The sequence below is a fragment of the Brevundimonas sp. AVps31 genome (assembly GCF_058681355.1).
The window spans coordinates 3,327,221-3,346,896 of the sequence record NZ_CM178736.1 but is presented as its reverse complement, the minus strand read 5'-3'; the positions used below and the strand labels follow the sequence as shown (position 1 = coordinate 3,346,896).

Genomic DNA, 19,676 nt, shown 5'->3' with positions numbered 1-19,676 from the left:
TCAACTGGCGCAAGCGGCGACGCTTTGCCACAAATCCCCATGACCTCCCCGTCGCCAGAAGCTCTCGCCGCCCTCAAGGCCGCCGCCGGACCTGGCGGGTGGACCGATGATCCGTCCGATATCGCGCCGTGGCTGACGGAGTGGCGGAACCGGTGGTCGGGGAATACGCCTCTGATGCTGACCCCGCGCTCGACCGGGGAGGTGGCGCGACTGATCTCGATCTGTGCCGAGCATCGGGTGGCCGTGGTGCCGCAGGGCGGCGACACCGGTCTGGTCGGCGGGCAGATCCCGTTCGGCGAGGTGCTGCTGTCGACGCGCAAGCTGAGGGCGGTGCGTGATGTGACGCCGCTGGACGACGCCATGACGGTGGAGGCGGGGGTGACGCTGCTCGAGGCCCAGCAGGCCGCGACGGCGGCGGGACGACGGTTTCCGCTGAGCCTGGCGTCGGAGGGCTCGGCCACCATCGGCGGGGTGATCTCGACCAATGCGGGCGGCACCCAGGTGGTGCGCTACGGCATGATGCGCGACCTGGTGCTGGGCATCGAGGCGGTGATGCCGGACGGGCAGGTCTTCCACGGGCTGAAACGGCTGAGGAAGGACAACACCGGCTATGACCTGAAGCAGCTGCTGATCGGGGCCGAGGGGACGCTGGGGGTGGTGACGGCGGCGACGCTGAAGCTGTTTCCGATCATGCGCTCACGGGCCACGGCGATGGTGGGGCTGGAGACGGCCCACGCGGCGATCGAACTGCTGGCGCGGGCCAAGGCCGAGACGGGCGGGGGCGTCGAGGCCTTCGAGCTGATGAAGCGGATCGGCATGGAGTTCGTGCTGCGCCACATCCCCGACACGCGCGAACCGCTGGACAGCGCGCCGAACTGGTATGTGCTGATCGAGCTGGCCTCGGGCGAGCCGGGGGCGGCCGACGCGGCGCTGGAACGGCTGCTGTCGGACGCGTTCGAGGCGGGGCTAATCGTCGACGCCGCCATCGCCCAGAACGACGCCCAGCGCGCGGCTTTCTGGAAGGTGCGCGAGGAACAGTCGGCGGCCCAGAAGCCCGAGGGCGGGGGCTGGAAGCACGATGTCTCCGTGCCCGTCTCGCGCATCGCCGACTTCCTGGATGAGGCCTCGGCGGCGGTGGAGCGGTTCGAGCCGGGCGCGCGGATCAGCGCCTTCGGCCACGTCGGCGACGGCAATATGCACTACGATGTCCTGTGCCCGCCGGGCGCCGACCACGCCGCCTTCATCGGCCGCTGGATGCAGGGCTCGGAGATCGTCCACGACATCGTCGCCCGCTACGACGGCTCCATCTCGGCCGAGCACGGGCTGGGCCGGCTGAAGACCGAAGAGGCGCGGCGCTACAAGACGCCGCTGGAGGTCGCGACCATGCAGGCGGTGCGGGCGGCGATTGATCCGCTCAGGATCATGAACCCGGCGGTGCTGTTCTAGGGCCGCCGTTCACATCACAGCGGTTCGATCATCGCTGTGGATATGAGAACAAAGACGGAACATCAAGCCTTGTGACTCACCGACCGGCCCGGCTAGCTTGCGGGTCCGGGAGGACTGAATGGCCGAATCTCAAATGGATGCGTCGCGCGGACGGATGATCGTGCGCTGCCTGTCGCCGGGCTGCGTGCACGTGGCCCTGATGGACGCCCGGACGATGTTCGGCGCGACCCGCGACTGGCCGACGGCGGGCGCGTCGCAGCGGTTCCGCTGCGTCTGCGGCGGGCGCGAGAGCCGGATCAGCTATGCGGGCGAAAGCGCGCCGGTGGAGACGCAGGCCGCGCCGGACGCGATCCACCTCTGGGGCTGAGGGCGCACCGCCCGGCTTGCCCCTGCGTCACGCCCGGCTTATCGCTGCGGCCCTGATTCACGGCTTCGGAGCCCTCTCATGACCCTCGCCCTTCTGTTCCCCGGCCAAGGCAGCCAGTCGGTCGGCATGGGCGCGGCGCTGGCCGACGCCTTCGCCTCGGCCCGCGACGTCTTCAACGAAGTGGACGAGGCGCTGGGCCAGAAGCTGTCGGTGCTGATGCGCGAGGGGCCGGAAGACCAGCTGACCCTGACCGAGAACGCCCAGCCGGCCCTGATGGCCGTTTCGGCCGCCGCCGCCCGGGTGCTGAAGGTCGAGTTCGGGGTGGACGTCAGCCGCGCCGCCTTCGTGGCCGGCCACTCGCTGGGCGAATATTCGGCCCTGTGCGCCGCCGGTTCGATCTCGCTGGCCGACACGGCCCGCCTGCTGAAACTGCGCGGTCAGGCGATGCAGCGCGCCGTGCCGGTGGGCAAGGGCGCCATGGCCTCGCTGATCGGGCCGAAGACGGACCTGGCCCTGGCCGAAGCCGCCGCTGCCGCCGGGTCTGAAGTCGGCGTCTGCGTGGTCGCCAATGACAACAACGCCGGCAACATCGTCATCTCGGGCGACAAGGCCGCCGTGGACCGGGCCATCGAGAAGGCCAAGGAACTGGGCGCGCGGGCCATCCCGCTGAACGTCTCGGCCCCCTTCCACTGTCCGCTGATGCAGCCCGCCGCCGATGAGATGGCCGCCGCCCTCGCCGCCGCGACCATCCTGGCGCCGGTCGTGCCGGTGGTGGCCAATGTCACCGCCCGTCCGGAAACCGATCCGGAAGTCATCCGCCGCCTGCTGGTCGAACAGGTCACCGGCCGCGTCCGCTGGCGCGAGTCGATGGAGTGGATGGCCGGGGAGGGTGGGGTGACCCGTTTCGTCGAGATCGGCTCGGGCAAGGTCCTGACCGGCATGGCCAAGCGCATCGCCCCGGACGCCGAGAGCCTGTCGCTGAACACGGCCGAAGAGCTGGAAGCGTTTGCGCGGTCGGTGACCGGAGGCTGACGCCGGCGTGTCGGGAGTGGCGAGTGGCGAGTGGCTGGCCGCCATCCAGCGACGGCGCTGTCTGCGCCGCCCTTCCGCAACCCGCGAATCCGCAGATCACTCGTCACTGGCCACTGGCCACTCGCCACTCAGGCCGCCCGGACGATCCCCAGATCCGCGTCCAGCGCGGGCCGGAGCTCGGTCAGGATGTCGACGGCGCGGTAGGGCATGGCCTGGATCATCATCGTGGCGGCGAAGCGCTGTTCCGGGTCGATCCAGCCTTGGGTGCCCGCCGCGCCGCTCCAGCCGAACTCGCCCTGACGCGGGTGGCCCGGACGGGCGACCCAGCCGCCGAAGCCGAAGCCGCCGCCTTCGGCCGTCAGGTCGGCGGGCAGGATGTCGGTGCGGATCATCCGTGCGGTCTCGGGCCTCATGACCCGCACTCGTCCCGCGCGGCCGTCGTTCAGCAGCATGGACAGGAAGTCGAGGTAGTCGCGCGTCGAGGAGATCAGGCCGCCGCCGCCGGAATAGAGGGTGACGGGGCGGGCATAGTCCTCCGCCGACAGACCCGGCACGGCCGCGGGTGGCGTCCCGCCGTTCCGGCTGAAGGCATAGACCTGCATCAGCCGCGCCGCATCGCCGTCGCGCAGCCGCCAGACGGTGTCGCCCATGCCGACCGGATTGAGCAGGCGGCGCTGGACGAAGTCGGGGAAGGCCATGCCCGAGACGCGCTGGATAACCAGCCCCAGCACATCGAGAGAGGCGCTGTAGTGATAGGCGGTCCCCGGCTCATTGGTCAGGGGCAGTTCGCCCAGCTTCTGGACCAACGTATCGAGGTCGCGGACCTGATTGGTGTCGCCGCCGGGCGCGCCGGGGGTGATTCCGGCCTCGCGATAGGCGCGCGGGATGGGGCCGTCGCCGGCGATGGAGTAGCTGAGCCCGCTGGTGTGGGTCAGCAGGTGGCGGATCAGCATCGGGTTGCGCGCGGCCCGGCCGTCGAGGCCGCGGTCCGGATTGGCGGCGACCTTCAGATTGGCGAACTCGGGCACGATGTCGGCCACCGGCGTGTCCAGCGTCAGTTTGCCGTCCTCGATCAAGAGGGCCGCCGCCGCGCCCGTGATCGGCTTGGTCATGGAGAAGATGCGGAACAGGCTGTCGGGGGTGACGCGGTCGAAACTGCCGTAGCCCAGCGTCCCCGCCTGAAGGAACAGATCGTCGCCGTCGGGGGTGCGCACGCCGACAGAGACGCCGGGCAGTTTCCGCTCGATGACGAAGCGGTTCAGCACCGTCTGGGTGCGGGGCAGGCGGTCCAGACCGCGAATCGTCGGGGTGGCTCCACCCCCGAAATCGAGGGTCCCGCAGCCGCTTAATCCAAGGGCGCCCGCGCCCAGAAGCAGGGTGCGGCGGCTGGCGGTGAAGCGGTTTCGGTCCATCGGGCGTTCCTTCTGGAGATATGACGCGGGCTCGGTTAGACCCCTCGCACGAAATGGCGGAGCTTTGAAAATGTTCAACCTCACTGGAAAGACGGCGCTGGTGACCGGCGCGACCGGCGGCATCGGCGGCGCGGTCGCCCGCGCCCTGCACGCGCAGGGCGCGACAGTCATCCTGTCCGGCACGCGCGAGGCGGTGCTGGCGGATCTGGCGAAGGACCTCGGCGAGCGCGCCTTCGCCGCCGCCGCCAACCTGTCGGACCCCGAGTCGGTGGACGGTCTGGTCGCGCGCGCCGAAGAGGTGGCCGGCGCCCCGCTGGACATCCTGGTGGCCAATGCGGGGATCACCAAGGACGGCCTGCTGATGCGGATGAAGGACGAGGACTTCCAGTCGGTCATCCAGATCAATCTGGAGAGCTATTTCCGCCTGTCGCGCGCCGCGATGAAGGGGATGATGAAGCGCCGCTCGGGCCGCATCATCGGCGTGACCTCGGTGGTCGGCGTCACCGGCAATCCGGGCCAGACCAACTATGCGGCCTCCAAGGCCGGCATGATCGGCTTCTCCAAGTCGCTGGCCCAGGAAGTCGGGTCGCGCGGCATCACGGTCAACTGCATCGCCCCCGGCTTCATCGCCTCGCCGATGACCGACGTGCTCAACGACCAGCAGCGCGAGACCATCCTGAAGAACATCCCGGCCGGCCGCCTGGGCACCGGCGACGAGATCGCGGCGGCGGCGGTGTATCTGTCGTCGGATGAAGCCGCCTACGTCACGGGGCAGACGCTGCACGTGAACGGCGGCATGGCGATGATCTGATCGGGGGACTTCACCCCTCCCCATCTTCGATGGAGAGGTGAGGGTGCGGATCACCTCTCCACGCAGTGGGGAGGTGGCGCGTCGCGTCTTCGCGACGTGACGGAGGGGTCAGCGATCCGTTCGCGAATGACCCGGATGATGAAGGCCAGAACGCCGTCCAACTCATCTTTCACATCGATCGCGGCGATGCGGATGACACGGATGCCCTGTGAGGCCAGCCAGCGCGTGCGACTTCGGTCGTGCGCGGCGCGATCCGGGTCGTCATGGCATCGACCATCGACCTCGACCGCCAGCCGTGCGGCGGCGCAGTAGAAGTCGAGGATGTAGGGGCCAACGGGATGCTGGCGGCGGAACTTGTAGCCGCCCAGGCGGTGGGCGCGGACGCGGACCCATAGGCGCGCTTCGGGCGGTGATAACGGGCGGCGCAGGGTGCGGGCGCGCTCATGTGTGATGGCAGGCGTCATGCGCGCAAAAGTTGCATGAGGATGGTGGTCACGCAACCAACCGGAACGGGTTGGCGACCCCTCCGTCACGGCGCGAAGACGCGCCGCGCCACCTCCCCACTGCGTGGAGAGGTGAACCGAACCTCACACCTCACCTCTCCACCGAAGGTGGGGAGGGGGACCGCGCGAAGCGGGGTGGAGGGGTTACTTCAGGCCGGCCGCGAACCGCTGGATCCGCGCACACGCCGCTTCCAGCACGTCCTCCGACGTCGCATAGCTGATGCGGAAGTACGGGCTCAGGCCGAAGGCCTCGCCCTGCACCACGGCCACGCCCTCGGCGTTCAGCAGTTCGGCGGCGAAGGTGGAGTCGCCGTCGATGACCACGCCGCCTTCGGTCGTCTTGCCGATCAGGCCGGCGATGGAGGGGTAGACGTAGAAGGCGCCCTCGGGCGTGGCGCAGGTGACGCCCGTGGTCTGGTTCAGCATCGAGACGACCAGGTCGCGGCGCTTTTCGAAGGCGGCGCGGCGTTCGGCCATGAAGTCCTGCGGGCCGTTCAGCGCCTCGACGGCGGCCCACTGGCTGATGCTGGCGGGGTTGGAGGTGGTCTGGCTGGCCACCTTGCGCATCAGGTCGATCAGCGGCTTGGGCCCGCCCGCATAGCCGATGCGCCAGCCGGTCATGGCATAGGCCTTGGACACGCCGTTGACCGTCAGGGTGCGATCGTAGAGGTCCGGCGCGACTTGGGCGATGGTGGTGTATTCGAAGTCGCCGTAGACCAGATGCTCGTACATGTCGTCGGTCAGCACCCAGACGTGGGGGTGGCGACGCAAGACCTCGGCCAGGGCCTCGAGCTCGGCGCGGGTGTAGGCGGCGCCGGTGGGGTTGGACGGGCTGTTGAGGATCAGCCACTTCGTCCGGGGCGTGATCGCCGCCTCGAGCACGGCGGGCAGCAGTTTGAAGCCGTCCTTCTCCTCACCGATCACGGTGACGGGCTCGCCGCCGGCCAGCAGGACCATGTCGGGATAGGAGACCCAGTAGGGGGCGGGCACGATGACCTCGTCGCCCGGGTTCAGGGTGGCGACGAAGGCGTTGAAGATGACCGGCTTGCCGCCCGGGGCGACGTGGATCTGGGCCGTCGAATAGTCGAGGCCGTTCTCGCGCTTGAACTTGGCGGAGATGGCGGCCTTCAGCTGCGGCATGCCGTCGGCGTCGGTGTATTTGGTCTCGCCGCGCGTGATGGCGTCGATGGCGGCCTGTTTGATGTTGTCCGGAGTGTCGAAATCCGGCTCTCCGGCGCCCAGGCCGATGACGTCGCGGCCTTCGGCTTTCAGCTGACGCGCCTGAGCGGTCACGGCGAGGGTCGCCGACGGCTTGACGCGGGCGAGGGCGGAGGACTGAAGGCTGGACATGGCGACTCCCGGGAAGGCGCACCTCATTACGCAGTTGCGAAGGGGGGATCAAATGACGAGACGCTACGCCGTTCTGCCGGACACAGTTCCGGTTCCCACCGCCGCCGCATCCCCCTAGAACCGCTTCAACAAACAGCGCTTCGGGGAGGAAGTGATGGGGTGGGGAAACGCGGTCCGGGTCGGGCGGGCGATGGCGGCGGTGCTGGCTGTGCTGGGGCTGGCGCAGCCGGCGACGGCGGCGGCGGTGCGGAGCGAGCGAAGCCTGCCGCAGACGGTGAACACCTTTATCGGCACGCGGGACGAGGGGAACACCTTCCCCGGGGCGTCGGCGCCCTTCGGCCAGATCCAGGTCAGCCCGATCGGCTCGCACTATGCGGGATACCGCTATGACGACGAGACGATCCGGGGCTTCGGGCGGTCGTTCGTCTCCGGCGCGGGCTGCTGGGAGCAGGGCGGGCAGGTGTCGGTGCTGCCGGTGACGGGGACGATCGCGCCGGGCGGGGCGTTCGACACGACCAAGACCGCCAGCTTCGATCACAAGACCTATGCGTCCCGCTACACCCACGAGGGCGAGGTCGGGCAGGCGGGCTATTACAGGGTGCGGCTGACCGACTACGGCGGCATCGATGTGGAGGCCACGGCCCGGACCCGGGCGGCGGCCGAGCGCTACACTTTCGCGGCGGGCCAGACGCAGGGCCATGTCCTGATCAACGTCAGCCAGGCCAATGAGCGGCACCGGGTGATCGGCAGCCAGGTCCGCGTCGTCGGCGACCGGGCCGTCGAGGGCAAGGTGACGACGATGAGCTTCTGCGGCGGCCACCAGTATTCGACCTGGTTCCGCATCGAGTTCGACCGGCCCTTCGCCGGTTTCGGCGTCTGGGGACAGGCGGGCGGGACGCCGGGCGCGCGCTTCAGCATGGAGAGCGAGCACGATCCGCGGAACGGCGCCTGGGTGACGTTTGACCTGTCCCAAGGGCCGGCGGTGACGGCGGTCAGCGCCATCTCCCACGTCGATCAGGCGGGCGCACGGGGCAATCTGGACGCCGAGGGACGGCGCGACGGACGGCTGCTGGGCTTCGACACCCTGCGCGCGGACGCCGAGGCGGACTGGGCGCGCGAGCTGGGCTCTGTGCGGGTGAAGGGCGGACGCGCCGATGACCGCGCCGTCTTCTATACGGCCCTGTATCACGCCCTGCTGCAGCCGATGACCGGCAGCGACGCCGACGGGCGCTATCGCGGCTATGACGACGAAATCCACGTCGCCGAGGGCTGGACCTATCACGAGTATTTTTCGCTGTGGGACACCTACCGGTCCCAGAACCAGCTGCTGGCCATCCTCAAGCCGGAGCGGGCGCGGGACATCGCGCGCTCGGTGCTGGCCATTGACGAACAGGGCGGCTGGCTGCCGCGCTGGGGCTACGCCAGCTTCGAGACCAATGTGATGACCGGCGATCCGGTCACGCCCTTCCTGGTCGACCTGTGGCGCTTCGGGGCGCTGGAGGGGCGGGAGCAACAGGCGTGGGCGGCGCTGCGGCGCAACGCCTTCGGCAATCCGCCGCTGAACTCGCGCCACGACGGCCGGGCGGGCAATCCGCACTATCTGACGGACGGCTACGTCCAATTCGACCGGGCCCATCCGTCCAAGGGGATGGATTCCGATCCCCACCATGCGGGCTCGGCGACGATGGAATATGCGCTGGCCGACTGTTCGCTGGCGATCATGGGCGAGGCGCTGGGACAGACGGCGGACGCGGCGACCCTGCGCCGCCGGGGCGGGAATTGGCGCAGGGTCTGGGACGCGAGCGTCACGGACCCGGAGAGCGACTTCACCGGCTTCCCGCGTCCGCGGATGGAGGACGGGACATGGTTCGCCCCGCCGTCGGGCGCCTATGATCCGACCTCCCACTATGGATTCCATGAGGGCACGGCCTGGCAATATCAGTGGCTGGTCCCGCAGGACGTGGCCGGGATGAGCGAGGCCATGGGCGGACGTGAGCGGACCTTGGCCCGGCTGGACCGCTTCTTCGCCTTCGACAAAATCTCGGCCGACCCCATGAGCGCGCGGGCCGAATGGGTGGCGGGGCCCTACGCCTACTACGGTCAGCATCGGTACAATCCGAACAACGAGCCGACCATGCATACGCCGTGGATCTACACCCTGCTGGGCCGGCCCGACCGGACGGCGACGGTGGTGCGCGCGGCCCAGACCCTGTTCACCAACGCCCCCAACGGCGTCACCGGCAATGATGACCTGGGCACGATGTCGGCCTGGTACCTGTTCGGGGCCATGGGCCTGTATCCGGCCATGCCCGGGACGGGTCAGATTTTGATCGGCGCGCCGCGCTTCGAACAGGTCGAGATCGATCTGGGGCAGGGGCGAAGCCTGCGCATCGACGCGCCGGGCGCGACGGGCGAGGGGGTGCAGTATGTCTCGGGCGCCCGCCTGAACGGGCGGGCCCATGACCGCGTCTGGCTGGATTGGGACCAGCTGAAAGCCGGCGGCCGGATCGACCTGCGGCTGACGGACCGGGTGGAGCGGACGACCTGGGGGACCGGGGCAGGGGATGTGCCGTCGGGGACGTGCCGGGCGGGATGAAAACGCGGTTTACTGGACGGGGTGACTATGCTCACGGTGACGCTTCGAAAGGTTAGCCCATGATCCTGACCGCCGTCGCCTTCGCCGCCGCCCTGGCCGGTCAGGATCCGGACTGGCCCGCTGTCTGTGATACGGAGCGCGAGGTGGAAACGCCTGAATGCTCCGCTGCGCTCCAGGCGCAGTTGCTCGAGATGTTTCGCGCGACGCCTATTGAGGCCGAGGCGGCGACGGGCGCCCATGTGTATCGCGCATTCTATGCTGACGGCTACGGACGCGACATCCTGTGGATCAGCTTTGAGATGCGGCAGGACAAGCCGCCGATGCTGGTCGTTCGAGGCGCCAATGAGGGGGAGATCGTCCACGATATCCGCGCGGAGGTGTGGGACCGGGTCGTCGAGGAGGGGCGCAACGCCGATCGGACGTTGGAGCCGATTGCGAATGCGGTGACGCCCTCGGGCGAAGTTTACATCTGCGGACACCCCTGGTCGGCGCAGATCGAAATGGCCAATGCGGCGAATGCCAATGGAATGTCGGTTCCGGTCCGGTCCCGTTCCGAGAACAGCTGTGAGGGGAAGAGCCTGGCGCTCCGCTACGCCTTCCTGCTGGCAGAACTGGCGGTCGAGGCTATTCCCGCCTGCGAAATGCTCGATCCCAAAGAGCATCGCAATGATGTCTCCCGGTTGCGGGCCTGCCTGAGCCTGTCGGGGAACACCGTGGCGGCCGCCAGCCTGATGAACCAAAAAGGTGATCCGCCTGCTGCATACGGCGGCAGCACCATCACCCACGCGGCCTGGGCGGCGTGGCTCGCATCGGGTATCGATGGGACGCTGGATTGGAATGGTGATGTGCGCACGGGGCGGGGGCGAAGCGGCGAGATCGCCAGAATCGAACTGTCGGATATCGTCTTGGAGCGCGCCGAGCCGCTGAAGAATTTTCGGATTTGGCAGGGCGTCATAGGGGCGCACGCCGCTGATGAGGGCTGGATCGAAGGGCAGTTGAGTTGGGACGAGCCCGGCGAGGGCGGTAAAACCCGCCTCATCATCGCTGACTACCGGCAGGAGTGGGTACGCAGCGGTGGTGAGACGTGGAGTCTTCGCAGGTGGTCGGTCGGGCCGTCCCGACCGGCGCCTGAACAGGAATAATCGCCCATCTCGCGCTCGCTTCGGCGGCCTGCTAGATCGGCCTGATGCGTCGCTTCCTCGACTTCATCCTGAACATGGAGGGCCGCCGGTGGCGGGCCTTGCTGGCGACGGCCCTGCTGCTGGCTGCGGTGACGGGGCTGTTCCTGGTGGGCAAGCACCAGCTGGAGTTGGGCGCCGAGGGGCAGCTGGAAGCCTGGATGAGCGGGTTCAGGACCGGGCCGTGGGGCGTGTTCGTGGCCATACTGGTGTTCACGGCGGCGGCGTTTCTGGGCCTGCCTCAGTTCCTGCTGATTGCCGCCTGCGTGGTCGCCTTCGGGCCGTGGTTCGGCTTCCTGTACAGCTGGATCGCCACCATCGCCTCGGCGGGCGTGACCTACTGGCTGGGCCGGGGACCGACGGCGCGGGCGCTGGAGCGGTTCGGCGGGCGTACGGCGGACCGGTTGAAGCGGTTCGTGGGCGACAACGCCTTCTACGCCAGCTTCATGATCCGCAATGTGCCGTCGGCGCCCTTCATCGTGGTCAATATGGCGTTCGGGGCGACGCGGGCGAATTTCTGGGGTTTTCTGTCCGGATGCGCGCTGGGCGTGCTGCCCAAAACGGTTCTGGTCGCCTTCTTCGGCGGGGCGGTGGTGTCGGCGGTCTCGGGCGACGGCGTCTGGACCTCGGTCATTCTGGCGGTGATTTCCGTGGTCTGGCTGGGGCTGATGCTGGCGGTGCGCGAGTTCGTGAAGCGCCGCGAGAAGGCGGCGGGCGTCATCGACGCGTGAGGGGCGCGGCGTCCGCCTGACACTATCGTGAACAACCTGTCCCCCTTCCGGGACCATGCGGCGTAGACGGGGCTTGTATTCGCCTGCGCACACGGGCAAACGAGCCCTCGGTCAGTCAGGCGAAGACGATCAGGAGACGGTGCGTATGGGGATGCGCACGGTCAGGGCGTCGCCGAAACCGATCAAGTCAGACGCACGCCGCCAGGCCCGCACGAACGGTATCCCAAGCCCATGTTCTCCCATGTATTCGGTTCGATTTCGAACGACATCGCCATCGATCTCGGCACCGCCAACACCCTGATCTACATGAAGGGCAAGGGCATCGTTCTGAACGAACCGTCCGTGGTCGCCCTGCGCAATGTCGGTGGACGGAAGATCGTCCACGCCGTCGGCATCGAGGCCAAGCAGATGCTGGGCCGCACCCCCGGTCACATGGAGGCGATCCGCCCCATGCGCGACGGCGTCATCGCCGATTTCGAAGTCGCCGAAGAGATGATCAAGCACTTCATCCGCAAGGTGCATAACCGCCGCGGCTTCGTGAACCCGAAGATCATCGTCTGCGTGCCGTCGGGCGCCACGGCGGTCGAGCGTCGCGCCATCAATGATTCCTGCCTGAACGCCGGCGCCCGCCGTGTCGGCCTGATCGACGAGCCGATGGCCGCCGCGATCGGCGCCGGCCTGCCGATCCACGAGCCGACCGGTTCGATGGTCGTCGACATCGGCGGCGGCACCACCGAGGTGGCCGTGCTGTCGCTGTCGGGCATCGTCTATTCGCGTTCGGTCCGCGTCGGCGGCGACAAGATGGACGACAGCATCATCAGCTACATGCGTCGCAACCATAATCTGCTGATCGGCGAAACGACCGCCGAGCGCATCAAGAAGGACATCGGCACCGCCCGTATCCCGGCCGACGGCGAAGGCCTGTCGATCGACGTCAAGGGCCGCGACCTGATGCAGGGCGTGCCGCGCGAGGTCCGCATCTCGGAACGCCAGGCCGCCGAAGCCCTAGCCGAGCCGGTGTCGCAGATCGTGGAGGCCGTGAAGGTCGCCCTGGAAGCCACGCCGCCGGAACTGGCCGCCGACATCGCCGACAAGGGCATTATGCTGACCGGCGGCGGCGCGCTGCTGCGGGGTCTGGATGTCGAAATCCGCGATCACACCGGCCTGCCGGTGTCGGTGGCCGACGATCCGCTGTCCTGCGTCGCCATCGGTTGCGGTCGCGTTCTGGAACACCCGCGCTGGATGAAGGGCGTCCTCGACTCGGCCCTGTAAGGACCGCGTTCGAAAGATTGCCTCAAATCCCTGTCATCCCGGGGATTCAGTCGGTTTCCAACGAACCCGGATTTTGCGATAGGCTCGGCTGTCGGCAGGGAGCGTCCCGCTGATTCCCTATTTTGAGGAAGGCGCGCCGTGGCGTTTCGCGACGGACCGTTCGAGAACATCAAGGTGCCGCTGGTCTGGACCGCAGCGGTGGCCGTGGTCGTTTGCCTTGTGGGCGCCGTCGTCCTTCTGATCACCGACGCGCGGGCGCAGGCCTCTCCGTATCAGCCCGCCCGCGCGGGCGTGGAGACGGTGGCCGGTCCGGTCGGCGGCGTCTTCGCCGCGCCGGTGCGCTGGTTCGGCCATGTCAGCGACTATGTCGGCGGCTATTTCTTCGCCGTGTCCGAGAATCGCCGCCTGAAGCGTGAGTTGACCGAGCTGCAGCCGTGGCGCGACCAGGCCATCGCCCTGAAGAACGTCAACGCCCGCTATGAGGCCATGCTGGGCATCCGGCCCGAGCCTGATGTGCGGATGGTGACGGCGCGGTCCGTGCTGGATTCGCGCGGCCCCTTCTCCAACGCCCGCCTGCTGGACACCGGCGCCGCCCGCGGCGTGAAGATCGGGAACCCGGTCATCAACGAGCACGGCCTCGTCGGTCGCATCATCGGCGCCTCGGGCAATGTCAGCCGCATGCTGCTGCTGACGGACGTGGCCAGCCGCACGCCGGTGCTGGTCGACCGCACGGACGCGCGCGCCATCCTGAGCGGCGACGGGTCGGGCAATCCGCGACTGGAGTTCGTGCGCGGCGTCGGCTCGGTGCAGGCGGGCGACCGGATCCTGAGCTCGGGCGACGGCGGCGGCTTCCCGCGCGGCGTGCCCATCGGCGTGGCCGCCAAGGGCATCGACGGCACCTGGCGGGTCAAGCTGTTCAGCGACCGCGGCGCCATCGACTATGTCCGCATCATGCTGTTCGAGGACTTCGGCCAGCTGGTCGGGGCCGACGACCTGAACGCCGCGCCGCTGGCCGCGCTCAACACCCTGCCGGAAGCGACCGGCGCACAGACCGCCGCCATCGATGACGCCGCCGCGCGCCGTACGGTGGCCGCCGAGGCCCAGGCCGCGCGCGTCCGCGCCGCCAATACCGCGCCGGCCCCGGCTCCGGCCCCCGCGCCGGTGCAGACGCCCGCGCCGGCCCCCGCCCGCACCCGCCCGCCCGCCGCTCCGGCGCCGACGCCGGTGCCGCCCGCTCCGCAGGAAACACCGGGGGCGGACGAATGAGACGCGCCGTCACGGTCCGCGTCGTCGGGCCGATGCAGTGGATCGTCTATCCGGCCCTGATCACCGCCGCGGTCACCTTTTTGCTGGCGACGCCGGTCAAGGTGTTCGGCCTGAGCCTGCCCGAACCGATCATCCCGATGGTGCTGGCCTTCGCTTGGCCGCTGATCCGTCCGTCCATTGTGGCTCCCGTCGTGCTGATGGTGCTGGGGCTGTTCCTGAACTTCATCCTGGGCGGGCCGCTGGGGCTGTGGTCCCTGTCCCTGCTGGCGATCTATGCGGTGATCCTGGGGGCGCGCAGCATTCTGATCGGGCAGGACACCATGGTGCTGTTCATCTGGTACGCGGGCTGCTGTGGCCTGGGTTTCCTGCTGGCCTATCTGATCGTGACGGTCATCACGGGCACGCCGCCCAGCCTTCTGGCCCTGATCGGACAGGTCGTGCCGACGCTTCTGCTGTTCCCGTTCGCGAACAGCATGATCGAGCGCTTCGATGACGGCGACGTGAGGTTCCGATGAGCTCGGAGCCCTCCATCATCTTTTCGGATCCGAACGAGCGGCAGGGATCCTTCCTGCGCCGGACCTTCGTGCTGGGCGGCCTGACCACCTTGGGCGGACTGGCCCTGACCGGGCGTCTGGCGCAGCTGCAGGTGTTTCAGGCGAACGAGTACGCCACCCTCGCCAGCCAGAATCAGTTCAACTTCCGTCTGGTGCCGCCGCCGCGCGGGCGAATCCTGGACCGGAACAATGTGCCGATCGCGGGCAACCGGCCCAGTTTCCGCGTGCTGGTCGTGCGGGACGAAACCAAGGATCTGGACCAGACGCTGGACCTGCTGGGCCGTCTGCTGCCGGACACGCTGGACCGTCGGCGCTCGATCATCCGTGACGTGAACGCCGCGCCGCGCTTTTCGCCGGTGCCGGTGAAGAGCGACCTGACGTGGGAGGAGTTCGCGCGGGTCAACCTGTACGCCAATGAACTGCCCGGCGTGATGGCCGACATGAACGAGGCGCGCTTCTATCCCTACGGCGGCGCCTTCGCCCACGTCATCGGCTATGTGGCCAAGCCCAACGAACGGGACATCAAGGCCATCGAGGCGCGGGGCGAGGACGTGCCCCCCATCCTCTACAACCCCGGTTTCCGCATCGGCCGTCAGGGCGTCGAGAAGGCCCTGGACAGCGATCTGCGCGGCGAGGCCGGGGGCACGCGGGTCGAGGTCGACGCCCGGGGCCGGGTGGTGGCCGAGGACATCGGCGGGTCGCGTCCGGCCGTGCCGGGCAAGGACGTGGTCCTGACGCTGGACGTCGACGTCCAGAACCGCGCGCTGGAGGTGTTCGGCGACGAGTCCGGCGCCTGTGTGGTCATGGATGTGCGCAATGGCGACATCCTGTGCATGGTCTCCGCGCCGTCATTCGATCCGAACCTGTTCGTCGGCGGCGTGCCGTCCAGCGTCTACCGCGCCCTGTCCGACTATGAGCGCAAGCCCTTGCTGGACAAGGCCATCGGCGGGGTCTTCCACCCGGGTTCGACGTTCAAGCTGACGACGGCGCTGGCCCTGCTCGAGGCGGGCGTGGATCCGAGCGAGCGGGTCGTCTGCACGGGCGGCTATCGCTTCGGCAACCGCGTGTTCCGCTGCTGGGAACACCGCGGCCATGGCGCGCAGAACATGCACGACGCCATCAAGAACTCTTGCGACGTCTACTTCTATCACCTGTGCAACCGCGCGGGCGTGGACAAGATCCAGGAGGTCGCCAAGAAGATCGGCTATATGCAGACCTACGATATCGGGGTCGGCAACCAGAAGACCGGTTCGGTCCCCAGCCGGGCCTGGAAGGCGAACTACAACCGCAACAACCCCAATCCGGACTCCCGCACCTGGTATCCGGGCGAGACGCTGTCGGTCGCGATCGGGCAGGGGGACGTCAATGTCACCGCCCTGCAACTGGCCGTGACAACCGCCCGCTTCGCCAATGCCCGCAAGGCCATTCTGCCCCGTCTGATCAAGTCGGTCGGCGGTGTGGATCGCCCGTCGGGCGCCGCGGTGCCGGACCTGCCGTTCTCGCGCGAGCATCTGGAGATCGTGCGTCAGGGCATGGTCGCCGTGGCCAATGACCGGACCGGCGGCGCCTATCGCCAGTCGCAACTGGGCCTGGGCGACATCCAGATGGCCGGCAAGACCGGCACGGCGCAGGTGCGCAGCTATGGCACCGGATCGCGCAAGAGCAACATCTGGGCCCTGAAGGATCACAACCTGTTCGTGGCCTTCGCCCCGATTGACGAGCCCCGCTATGCGGTGGCGGTGATCGTCGAGCACGGCGGCAAGGGCGGCGCGACGGCCGCGGCGCCGCGCGCCCGTGAAATCATGCGCACCGTCCTGCTGAAGGATCCGGAGATGCTGGCGCGCATCCAGCGGCCCCTGCCGCCCGAGGCTCTGGCGCCCGAGACGCCCGAAGGCGTGGAGGTCGGCGCCGCGCCGGAGGATCCGGTGGCCGCGACGGCCGCACCGGCGCCATCGACGTCACAGCCCGCCGCCCCCGCCGCGACTTCCGGGCCGCGGCCCTATGTTCCGGACGCCCCGCAATGACCGCCTCGGCCCTGACCCGTCCCGGCGAGCGCGAGCGGCTGGTCGTCAAGATCGGCCAGATCGACTGGCGCTTCGTGGCCCTGCTGTGCGCGGTCGCGGGCATGGGCGCGATGATGCTCTATTCGGTCGCCGGCGGCTCATGGGAGCCGTGGGCCGCCAAACACCTGATGCGCTTCGGCTTCCTGCTGGTCGTCATGCTGGGCCTGTCGATGGTCAGCCTGAAGTGGTGGTTCCGCCTGTCCTATCCGATCTACGCCGTCGCCCTGCTGATGCTGGCGGCGGTCGAGGTGCCGGGGCTGGGGTATCGGGCGCTGGGCGCCACGCGCTGGCTGGACTTGGGGGTGACCCGCATCCAGCCGTCCGAGATCATGAAGATCGGTCTCGTGCTGGCCCTGGCCCGCTGGTACCACAGCGCCAGCGCCAAGGAGGCCAGCTTCCACTGGAAGCTGATCGTGCCGGCCGCGATGATCGGCCTGCCGTTCCTGCTGGTGGCGCACCAGCCCGATCTGGGCTCGGCCATGCTGCTGGGTCTGACCGGGGCGGCGATCATGTTCATGGCGGGACTGAGCTGGAAGATCATCGCCGGGGTCGCCGTGCCGACCGCCATCGCCGTGCCCTTCTATGTGATGTTCGGCATGCACGAATATCAGCGCCACCGCGTGCTGACCTTCCTGAACCCGGAAGGCGATCCCAGCGGCACGGGCTACCACATCACCCAGTCCAAGATCGCGATGGGCTCGGGCGGCCTGCTGGGCAAGGGCTATGGGCTGGGCAGCCAGAGCCAGCTGGAGTTCCTGCCCGAGAAGCATACCGACTTCATCTTCGCGGCCCTGTCTGAGGAGTTCGGCTTCCTCGGCTCCTTCACCGTGATCGTCTGCTATCTGACCATCATCCTGATCGCCCTGCGGATCGCGTCGCTGTCGCACAGCCATTTCGGTCGCCTGGGCGCGGCGGGGGTGACGGCGACCTTCGCCCTGTATGTGCTGATCAACGGGGCGATGGTGATGGGGCTGGCGCCGGTCGTGGGCGTGCCCATGCCGCTGTTGTCGAACGGCGGCACGGTGATGCTGACGGTGATGATCGGCTTCGGGCTGGTGCTGGCGACCCGCGTGCACCGCTACGTCGAACTGCCCAAGGGGCACAGCCTGTTCTAGCCGGCGTTCAGCCCCTAGGTTGGGGCATGACCGATACGCCCGACGCCCCCGCGACCGCCCCGCCGTCCCTGTTCTCCGACTGTGGCGACACGCCCTGTCCCGAGCCCGTCCTGCCGACCGCGACGCCCGAGCAGAAGGCGGCGCTGACCGACGGCGTGCGGATGCGCGAGAACCCGGCGGAATGGGCCTTCGTGCGACTGTCCAAGCTGATCGAGGACTATGAGAAGGGCCTCGACAAGGACGAGGAGATCGCCGCCCGCATCGTCGGCCTGCCGGGCGACGGGGTGATGCAGATCGAGGACGTCGGCTTCTGGGGGCCGGACTTCATCCTGTTCCTCGGCAAGAACAGCGAGGGCAAGCCGGTGCGGCTGATTCAGCACTACGCCCAGATCAATGTCCTGCTGGACGCCCGGAGAAAGCCCGAGGAGCGTGAGGCGAAACGCATCGGCTTCCAGCTGTCGGAGCTGGTGGGGAAGACGAATCCGAAGTGAGCGAGCAGGCAGTAGGCAGTAGGCAGTAGGCAGTAGGCAGTAGGGAAGCCTTGGCCCTGTTGCCTACTGCCTGTTCCCTACGGCCTTCAGAGCGAAGCGGCCCAGTCGGTGGCGCGGACCAGGCTGTCGATGATGCCGGGTTCGGAGGAGGCGTGGCCGGCGTCGGGGATGACGTCCAGCTTCGATTCCGGCCAGGCCTTGTGCAGGGCCCAGGCGCTGGTCATCGGGGTGACCACGTCGAAACGGCCCTGGGCGATCCAGCACGGGATGTGTCGGATGCGGTGGACGTTGTTCAGCAGCCAGTTCTCTTCGGGGAAGAAGCCGCCGTTGGTGAAATACCAGTTCTCGATGCGGGCGAAGGCGACGGCGAATTCCGGCTCGGCGAACTTGTCGGGACGGGCCGAAGGGCCCTGAACGCTGACGGTGTCGCCCTCCCAGCTGGACCAGGCGATGGCGCAGCGCTCGCGCTCGGCCTTGTCGTCGCCGATCAGCCGCTTGTAGTAGGCGCCCATCAGGTCGCCGCGTTCGGCCTCCGGGATGGGGGCAAGGAACTGCTCCCACGCGTCCGGGAAAAGGTGCGAGGCGCCGTCCTGATAGAACCAGTGCAGTTCCGGCTTCGTCAGCAGGAAGATGCCGCGCAGCAGCAGGGCCGTGCAGCGTTCCGGATGGGTGATGGCGTAGGCCAGCGACAGGGTCGATCCCCAGCTGCCGCCGAACACCGCCCATTTGTCGATGCCGAGCAGGTCCCGCAGACGCTCGATGTCCTCGATCAGGGTCCAGGTGGTGTTGTCTTCCAGCGAGGCGTTCGGGCGGCTGTTGCCGCAGCCGCGCTGGTCGAACATGACGATGCGGTATTTGCCGGGATCGAAGTAGCGACGCATGCCGGGGTTCACCGCGCCGCCCGGACCGCCATGCAGCACGATGACCGGCAGGCCCTGAGGGTTGCCGCTTTCCTCGTACCAGACCTCGTGCACGCCGTCGGTCTTCATATAGCCCGAGGCATAGGCTTCGACTTCAGGATAAAGCTCGCGGCGCGGGGCGTCGGGCAGGGGGAAGGCCATACTGTAATCCGGTCTTTCTGCTCGCCTGCGTCAGGCTTTGGAGCTGGTGGTTCGCAATGCGGCAACGATGAGCAAAAGCCAAGCCACGATCATCAGCACGCCGCCGATCGGCGTCACCGGGCCGAAGGCGCGGATGCTGAGCAGGCCCAGACCCATCAATGAGACGGAGAAGATCAGGCCCCCCGCCGTCGACAGCCAGCCGGCGATCGTCACCAGCCGGGGGTGCGCGGGCCACAGGGCGCAGGCGATGCCGAGCAGGGCGTGGGTCAGCTGGTACTGGGCGCCCGTGGTCAGCAGGCTCTTGATCTGCGGCCCGGCGCCATGGGACGCGAAGGCGCCCAGCGCCACCGCCATCGCTCCGTTCGCGGCGGCGAAGACCACCAGATTTCGATTCACTGTCATGACCCGACGCTAGCCGACAGAAGCGT

The 19,676-nt window shown here is 68.4% G+C and carries 18 protein-coding genes; 13 read left to right on the top strand and 5 right to left on the bottom strand.

Features of this window, described 5'->3' with window-relative positions; translation table 11 throughout:
- Positions 1-39: 39 nt before the first annotated feature.
- The 3 genes from ACW174_RS16395 to fabD all read left to right on the top strand — a co-directional run bounded on the left by ACW174_RS16395 (position 40) and on the right by fabD (position 2,845).
- Positions 40-1,446: an FAD-binding oxidoreductase gene (locus ACW174_RS16395; RefSeq protein ID WP_492015428.1), complete on the top strand. Its 1,407-nt coding sequence runs from the start codon at positions 40-42 to the stop codon at positions 1,444-1,446.
- Positions 1,447-1,564: 118 nt separating this feature from the next.
- Positions 1,565-1,813, top strand: coding sequence for a hypothetical protein (locus tag ACW174_RS16390; protein ID WP_492015427.1), 249 nt, complete (start codon positions 1,565-1,567; stop codon positions 1,811-1,813).
- A gap of 78 nt (positions 1,814-1,891) precedes the next feature.
- Positions 1,892-2,845: an ACP S-malonyltransferase gene (gene fabD, locus ACW174_RS16385; protein WP_492015426.1), complete on the top strand. Its 954-nt coding sequence runs from the start codon at positions 1,892-1,894 to the stop codon at positions 2,843-2,845.
- 128 nt (positions 2,846-2,973) lie between these two features.
- Here fabD and ACW174_RS16380 read toward each other — a convergent pair whose 3' ends face one another.
- Positions 2,974-4,257 carry a serine hydrolase domain-containing protein gene (locus ACW174_RS16380; protein ID WP_492015425.1) on the bottom strand — a complete coding sequence of 428 codons (1,284 nt, stop codon included), beginning with the start codon at positions 4,255-4,257 and terminating at the stop codon, positions 2,974-2,976.
- Between the two features lie 70 nt (positions 4,258-4,327).
- On the opposite strand from ACW174_RS16380, the gene fabG reads away from it, so the two are divergent.
- A complete protein-coding gene (fabG, locus tag ACW174_RS16375) occupies positions 4,328-5,068 on the top strand; it encodes a 3-oxoacyl-[acyl-carrier-protein] reductase (protein WP_492015424.1) in 741 nt (246 codons plus the stop codon).
- 50 nt (positions 5,069-5,118) lie between these two features.
- Here the strand turns inward: fabG and ACW174_RS16370 are convergent, their stop codons facing one another.
- Together ACW174_RS16370 and ACW174_RS16365 are read right to left on the bottom strand one after the other, a co-directional pair.
- The gene (locus tag ACW174_RS16370; protein ID WP_492015423.1) at positions 5,119-5,532 is read right to left on the bottom strand and encodes an endonuclease domain-containing protein; all 414 of its coding nucleotides are present in this window, start codon (positions 5,530-5,532) and stop codon (positions 5,119-5,121) included.
- Positions 5,533-5,715: 183 nt separating this feature from the next.
- Positions 5,716-6,921 (bottom strand): pyridoxal phosphate-dependent aminotransferase, encoded by a 1,206-nt coding sequence (locus ACW174_RS16365; RefSeq protein ID WP_492015422.1) that lies wholly within the window; start codon positions 6,919-6,921, stop codon positions 5,716-5,718.
- A 154-nt stretch (positions 6,922-7,075) separates the two neighbouring features.
- Here ACW174_RS16365 and ACW174_RS16360 point away from each other — a divergent pair, with 154 nt between their 5' ends.
- From ACW174_RS16360 to ACW174_RS16320, 9 genes are all read left to right on the top strand, one after another.
- A complete protein-coding gene (locus tag ACW174_RS16360) occupies positions 7,076-9,517 on the top strand; it encodes a GH92 family glycosyl hydrolase (RefSeq protein WP_492015421.1) in 2,442 nt (813 codons plus the stop codon).
- 59 nt (positions 9,518-9,576) lie between these two features.
- Positions 9,577-10,659 carry a hypothetical protein gene (locus ACW174_RS16355; protein ID WP_492015420.1) on the top strand — a complete coding sequence of 361 codons (1,083 nt, stop codon included), beginning with the start codon at positions 9,577-9,579 and terminating at the stop codon, positions 10,657-10,659.
- Between the two features lie 44 nt (positions 10,660-10,703).
- Positions 10,704-11,426 carry a TVP38/TMEM64 family protein gene (locus ACW174_RS16350; RefSeq protein WP_492015419.1) on the top strand — a complete coding sequence of 241 codons (723 nt, stop codon included), beginning with the start codon at positions 10,704-10,706 and terminating at the stop codon, positions 11,424-11,426.
- 231 nt (positions 11,427-11,657) lie between these two features.
- Complete coding sequence (locus tag ACW174_RS16345) at positions 11,658-12,698, top strand: rod shape-determining protein (RefSeq protein ID WP_492015418.1); 1,041 nt, start codon at positions 11,658-11,660, stop codon at positions 12,696-12,698.
- Between the two features lie 138 nt (positions 12,699-12,836).
- Complete coding sequence (mreC, locus tag ACW174_RS16340; RefSeq protein ID WP_492015417.1) at positions 12,837-13,964, top strand: rod shape-determining protein MreC; 1,128 nt, start codon at positions 12,837-12,839, stop codon at positions 13,962-13,964.
- A complete protein-coding gene (locus ACW174_RS16335) occupies positions 13,961-14,479 on the top strand; it encodes a hypothetical protein (protein ID WP_492015416.1) in 519 nt (172 codons plus the stop codon). Before mreC ends, ACW174_RS16335 begins: the two co-directional genes overlap by 4 nt.
- Positions 14,476-16,542, top strand: coding sequence for a penicillin-binding protein 2 (mrdA, locus tag ACW174_RS16330; protein WP_492015415.1), 2,067 nt, complete (start codon positions 14,476-14,478; stop codon positions 16,540-16,542). Before ACW174_RS16335 ends, mrdA begins: the two co-directional genes overlap by 4 nt.
- Entirely contained in the window at positions 16,539-17,696 is a 1,158-nt protein-coding gene (gene rodA, locus ACW174_RS16325) for a rod shape-determining protein RodA (protein ID WP_492015414.1), read from the top strand. Before mrdA ends, rodA begins: the two co-directional genes overlap by 4 nt.
- 26 nt (positions 17,697-17,722) lie before the next feature.
- The gene (locus ACW174_RS16320; RefSeq protein WP_492015413.1) at positions 17,723-18,187 is read left to right on the top strand and encodes a DUF6173 family protein; all 465 of its coding nucleotides are present in this window, start codon (positions 17,723-17,725) and stop codon (positions 18,185-18,187) included.
- An 86-nt stretch (positions 18,188-18,273) separates the two neighbouring features.
- Here ACW174_RS16320 and pip read toward each other — a convergent pair whose 3' ends face one another.
- Positions 18,274-19,248, bottom strand: coding sequence for a prolyl aminopeptidase (gene pip, locus ACW174_RS16315; RefSeq protein WP_492015412.1), 975 nt, complete (start codon positions 19,246-19,248; stop codon positions 18,274-18,276).
- Between the two features lie 30 nt (positions 19,249-19,278).
- Positions 19,279-19,650 carry a DUF423 domain-containing protein gene (locus ACW174_RS16310; protein ID WP_492015411.1) on the bottom strand — a complete coding sequence of 124 codons (372 nt, stop codon included), beginning with the start codon at positions 19,648-19,650 and terminating at the stop codon, positions 19,279-19,281.
- Positions 19,651-19,676: the final 26 nt, after the last annotated feature.

Bases quoted from the DNA above. Each gene is read 5' to 3' on its own strand.
- ACW174_RS16395 (WP_492015428.1), top strand. From the start codon at position 40: ATGACCTCCCCGTCGCCAGAAGCTCTCGCCGCCCTCAAGGCCGCCGCC.
- ACW174_RS16390 (WP_492015427.1), top strand. From the start codon at position 1,565: ATGGCCGAATCTCAAATGGATGCGTCGCGCGGACGGATGATCGTGCGC.
- fabD (WP_492015426.1), top strand. From the start codon at position 1,892: ATGACCCTCGCCCTTCTGTTCCCCGGCCAAGGCAGCCAGTCGGTCGGC.
- ACW174_RS16380 (WP_492015425.1), bottom strand. From the start codon at position 4,257: ATGGACCGAAACCGCTTCACCGCCAGCCGCCGCACCCTGCTTCTGGGC.
- fabG (WP_492015424.1), top strand. From the start codon at position 4,328: ATGTTCAACCTCACTGGAAAGACGGCGCTGGTGACCGGCGCGACCGGC.
- ACW174_RS16370 (WP_492015423.1), bottom strand. From the start codon at position 5,532: ATGACGCCTGCCATCACACATGAGCGCGCCCGCACCCTGCGCCGCCCG.
- ACW174_RS16365 (WP_492015422.1), bottom strand. From the start codon at position 6,921: ATGTCCAGCCTTCAGTCCTCCGCCCTCGCCCGCGTCAAGCCGTCGGCG.
- ACW174_RS16360 (WP_492015421.1), top strand. From the start codon at position 7,076: ATGGGGTGGGGAAACGCGGTCCGGGTCGGGCGGGCGATGGCGGCGGTG.
- ACW174_RS16355 (WP_492015420.1), top strand. From the start codon at position 9,577: ATGATCCTGACCGCCGTCGCCTTCGCCGCCGCCCTGGCCGGTCAGGAT.
- ACW174_RS16350 (WP_492015419.1), top strand. From the start codon at position 10,704: ATGCGTCGCTTCCTCGACTTCATCCTGAACATGGAGGGCCGCCGGTGG.
- ACW174_RS16345 (WP_492015418.1), top strand. From the start codon at position 11,658: ATGTTCTCCCATGTATTCGGTTCGATTTCGAACGACATCGCCATCGAT.
- ACW174_RS16335 (WP_492015416.1), top strand. From the start codon at position 13,961: ATGAGACGCGCCGTCACGGTCCGCGTCGTCGGGCCGATGCAGTGGATC.
- mrdA (WP_492015415.1), top strand. From the start codon at position 14,476: ATGAGCTCGGAGCCCTCCATCATCTTTTCGGATCCGAACGAGCGGCAG.
- rodA (WP_492015414.1), top strand. From the start codon at position 16,539: ATGACCGCCTCGGCCCTGACCCGTCCCGGCGAGCGCGAGCGGCTGGTC.
- ACW174_RS16320 (WP_492015413.1), top strand. From the start codon at position 17,723: ATGACCGATACGCCCGACGCCCCCGCGACCGCCCCGCCGTCCCTGTTC.
- pip (WP_492015412.1), bottom strand. From the start codon at position 19,248: ATGGCCTTCCCCCTGCCCGACGCCCCGCGCCGCGAGCTTTATCCTGAA.
- ACW174_RS16310 (WP_492015411.1), bottom strand. From the start codon at position 19,650: ATGACAGTGAATCGAAATCTGGTGGTCTTCGCCGCCGCGAACGGAGCG.